The 4341-nt window shown below is 33.7% G+C and carries 3 protein-coding genes; 1 reads left to right on the top strand and 2 read right to left on the bottom strand.

The features are described 5' to 3' along the window. Positions 1-437: 437 nt before the first annotated feature. Positions 438-1331 carry a helix-turn-helix domain-containing protein gene (locus A5819_RS18850; RefSeq protein WP_086353115.1) on the bottom strand — a complete coding sequence of 298 codons (894 nt, stop codon included), beginning with the start codon at positions 1329-1331 and terminating at the stop codon, positions 438-440. A 905-nt stretch (positions 1332-2236) separates the two neighbouring features. Between A5819_RS18850 and A5819_RS18845 the strand changes: the two genes are divergently transcribed. Then, positions 2237-2515, top strand: coding sequence for a hypothetical protein (locus A5819_RS18845; protein WP_086353114.1), 279 nt, complete (start codon positions 2237-2239; stop codon positions 2513-2515). A gap of 909 nt (positions 2516-3424) precedes the next feature. Here A5819_RS18845 and A5819_RS18835 read toward each other — a convergent pair. After that, positions 3425-4341: restriction endonuclease subunit S (locus A5819_RS18835; RefSeq protein ID WP_217809045.1), on the bottom strand; the 917-nt coding region annotated here is incomplete at its 5' end.

Below are 4341 nucleotides of genomic sequence, written 5' to 3'. Positions count from 1 at the left end.
AGAATTGTTTTAATATTCTGTGAAAATAAGTTCGTTTTGTCGATACTTACCCTTGTGAGATAAAAAAAAACCACCTTCTTTTTTGGTGGGTGGTTTATAACAGCTTGGTATGTTCTTTTCCAGAGGAATTTCTAGTAGCGGGGGGGGGGGGGCACAAAAAAGGACACTCTCACGAGTATCCCAGGATGTCTTATGACCGAATCACCAGAAAAAAGACAATTAACTAACAAATAAGCTTACTTAAAGTGAACTATGGTAAAATAGCATTGTAGTGAAAACTACAAAAAGGATATGCAAATCTCTTTAAAAGAAGCCCACTAACTATCTTCCCCAAAGCGCACGTAGTTAGTGGGCTTTTTTATTAGTATAGTCATTGTACTTAATCCATTTAGCTTTGATAAGCTTTCGGCAGTTCATTTGCTAATATAGCAAGTCGTTTATAGATTCGCTTGAATGAAAATGGGCACAGTATCGTTATTTAAGAGAATGGATTCGACTTCTGTTTTAATGCTGACAGCTAAATTATGTTCGCCCACTTTATTTAGGTAGTCGATACTTTCAAAAATATTCGTCTTGTACTTTTTATCTCCGGTATAGAGGTACTGGGTTAGATTCTTGAGGTAATCAAGTACAATTTTATAACTAAGATCATTTACACTATCGAGTTGTGAAGCTGCTAAAGTTAGGTAATACGTACTAAGTTCATACTCCTTTTTTCTCAGTAACGTAGTGATCAAATTGTTGATCATATTTTTTATAAATTCTTTTGTGGCTGTATTTCTTAAGCTCATATTTTTTACTGGTAACGCTTTTTTAGTTAAGAGATCTATCTTTGATCGATCAAATAGAAAAATAGTATGAGATAAGAGCGCATAATCATATTGGAAAAAATACTCTTTCACGTTTAACAAATTAAAAATAATGTCTAATTCACTCTGTTTTAAAGCGGGAATTTCGTTCCAACGAGAGGACAATAACGTTTTAATCACGACATAATTAGACATGTGCTCTATTGTCATGGCTTCAGAAAAGTTTAATGTGTGGTAATAGGCTAAGAGTTCTTCTTTCAGATGTAGATCATGGGCATTTGATTTATATTTTTGTAAAAGACCTCGAAAGTATTTTTGTTCCAGGTCATCATCTAGATATTCTGAAAATTCAACCAAGGGGACAGATAAGCGCTCTAAAATGTCTCGCAACTCTGAAAATTTTAACAGCTTTTTTCCATTTTCAATACGAGAATAAACTGACGTATGGGTATATGTCAGGATATCTTTTTGTTTTAAGTTTTTATTTTTCCTGAAAAAATACAACGCTTCTTCAACTTTCATAAAATCACCCCTTGCCTTTCTATACTTGATTGTAGCATAATGTAATCATAAAGTATTAAATATTCTTTTGGATATTGTGGAAGGTGGGTTTTTAATGATCACAACAGCAATTGTAGCAGCAATTTCTTTATTTGTTTGGGTAAATGGGTAAGTAGGTAAAGTTGAATCAAGGAGTATCAGGAGTCGAAAAATATTTTTTTGACTCCTGGTATTTTTAGGTAAATGAGCAAGTACATAGTTGATTTCCAAAAAAGGCAAGCATCGGTTTTGGGCGCCTGAAGCAGTTCAACCAGATCTTATTTTTGTCGCTGCATTCGATATAAAAGGTTAATACAGAGCTTCTATTTTTTTGAAAAAGTTCACTATGAATCATAGTGCCCAATTACACTCACCTTTTTAAAAGGTGAGCTTTTTTTCGTGCAACGGCTGACCACTATCGACTAAAAAAACAAAAAAATTTTTCGGGACAAATCTCATATTTTTTTCTTTTGCGAACATAGTAACAGGGTCCCATGTTACGAAATTTTAAATGAATGTTCTTCGTTTTTTCTTTTTTCAGGCTCATTTAATCGATCGATAAGTCTTGGCGTTTTTCTATTTTTAAAGCGTTCAACAGTCAAACGTGATTTAAAAAGTGATCATTGCAAGAGCATAAGATAAAAATGGGTCCAAAAGCAGACCCAACCCGACAGTGTCGGGATTTTTTCTGGTACCAAAAAATTACCACTCAATACAGATTTGGTGCAAGTCAATACAGTTCTGGTTCAGTCTTATTACAGTTTTGGTGCATGTTTTTTTGAGTAATTTTAGGAGAAAAAATTTTCTTTTTTTCTTCAGATAGTGGTCAGGTATTCAAAGATCAAATCGTCATACTTTTCTTTTTGCAAGCGGAGCAACATGATACCATGTTGCGAAATTTAAAAAAGAGTTCAGCCAAACTTAGGGTTGAACTTTTTTCATTTTTTGAAATTTTTATATACTCGTTGGATCTCAAAAAAATTTATTTTTGCAAAAAACGCAGCGAGCAAAAAAACAAAATCGAGGATTTTAATGTGGCTGCTTTTTTATTTTTTACGAAAGGTGGGGACACCTTGCTACGCTTGCCACAGATAAAAAGAGAAATCGTTTCTCACTCTGGCAAGCATAGCAAGTGTATATCCACTTTGCGTAATTTACAAAAATGAATGAGGTCATTTTTATTCTTTTTTTATTTTGGATCTAACCAGAAAATTCAAAAAATGAAATTGTAAAGTAGCACTGATTTTCATTTTCACACAAGGTACATGTCTCTCATTATGCTTGTTACAGGCAAACCCAAAATGATCATTTGCTGAAGGGTACAAAAACGATCAACGATCATTTTCTCTTTTTGATTTTAGATCTTATGAGCAAAATCAAACATGAGAAGAAATAGAAATCCCTTCAGCTGAAAAATGTATCCTACTATTGTTGAAGAACTGAAGAAAATAGTTGGGGGTCATTTAGGGCGAATGGGTCGGGGTCGAGTTACGCCCTATTGGGGGTTGGTTGGGGTGAATATTGGGCGAATTTGGGGCGAAACTAGGGGTTCAATGGGGCGAATTCACATAAGTTTGGCACCAAGAGGTTTCCTTGCACTGCAAGGGCTGGGAGCTTGTCTCCCGACACAACCCCTTATGCTCTTACAAAAATCAGGAACGAATAAGTGAGTATGAAGAACAATGTTAAAAAAATAGAAATCAATGAGCTATTCTTCAGCAATGAAATTGTCGAAAAAAGAAGTTTATGCTATACTAAACACACAAGTAGAAAACCCAACTGAAAGACCAAAAAGAGCCAGCCGGGGGCAACCGAGCTGACTCTTTTCTTTTATCGAGTATTGTTTCACCACTTCAAACAATAAACGTGAGGCTAGCTGTCTTTTTTGTCCTTAGAATCTAGCCATTTATTAATGCAATGGGCAATCACATTAACCAGGATTCCAAGTAAGACGTCAAGTAGAAAAATCAACTGAAAGACCTCCTTTCTTGCTGAAGATTTCAGCGCAAAGGAAGACAGCATTGAAAGTATAGCATAAAAATTGGAATCGTTTCTTAAAAAGAAGAATTATGAAATTATTTTATTAATTTGTTGTATCTATCTAATCTTTGATCCAATTCAAATTTAAGTTTTTTTACAACTTTTTTTTCGATAACCTTGATATAATCATTCATGAGTTTAGTATCGAGTTGCTTATTTTTTAGAACAGGCAATTCGATACTTGTTTTTTTTAAGCCAATTTTTGTAGCCTTTCCATTGTAAGAAAATCTTTCTGTAATAACTTTTGAGATAATGGTTTGCAAATATTGTGCAATCGGTTTAGTTAAAAAATTAGCTTGTAAAATACTAGTAGCACCGTGTCCATCCTTTAAATAGAAAGGTGTATCAATGTATTCAATATTTTGATTATTTGAATGGATTAATAGAGTCGGTTTTCCAGTAGGATTATTTAGTAAATCTTTTCTCAAATGATGGTAACTGATTCTTCCGTGGTTAGAGGTCGATTGCCCAATAAAAGGATACATAGTTTTTTCGGTATCATCAATATATTCAGAGAGTTTAAGCGGACTAAATTCTATGTTAGGTTTCCATTGGAATAAATCTTCAAGTAAAAAATTGCCAAATTTGGAATTGTTCCACTCTTCAATTACAGTCAAATCCAGTTCTGTTAATTCAACATCATCAATAGTTTTATAACCGAGTATTGAGAGATATGCCTCGATCTGTTGGACATAGTATGCCTCGATCTGTTGGACATAGTATGCCATATATTGAAAATCGAGTTGATTGTCTTTTGATGGTAATTTTAGAACAAAGTTTTCACTTTTTAATTTCGAACTTGATAATTGATTTCCATAAGTGTAACCATTCAGTATCGATAGCAAAGCTGTGACAAAATAAATACCTGTACTTCTATCCAGAACAAAGCCCTTCGGTTGTAATGCATGTACTTTCATTTCAAGACTTGCTTTATATGGATGATAAAAAATTC

This window comes from Enterococcus sp. 7E2_DIV0204 (assembly GCF_002140855.1).
Classification (GTDB): Bacteria; Bacillota; Bacilli; order Lactobacillales; family Enterococcaceae; genus Enterococcus_L; species Enterococcus_L lemimoniae.
The sequence above is the reverse complement of the archived record's forward strand: the minus strand, read 5'-3'. Positions and strand labels throughout refer to the sequence as shown.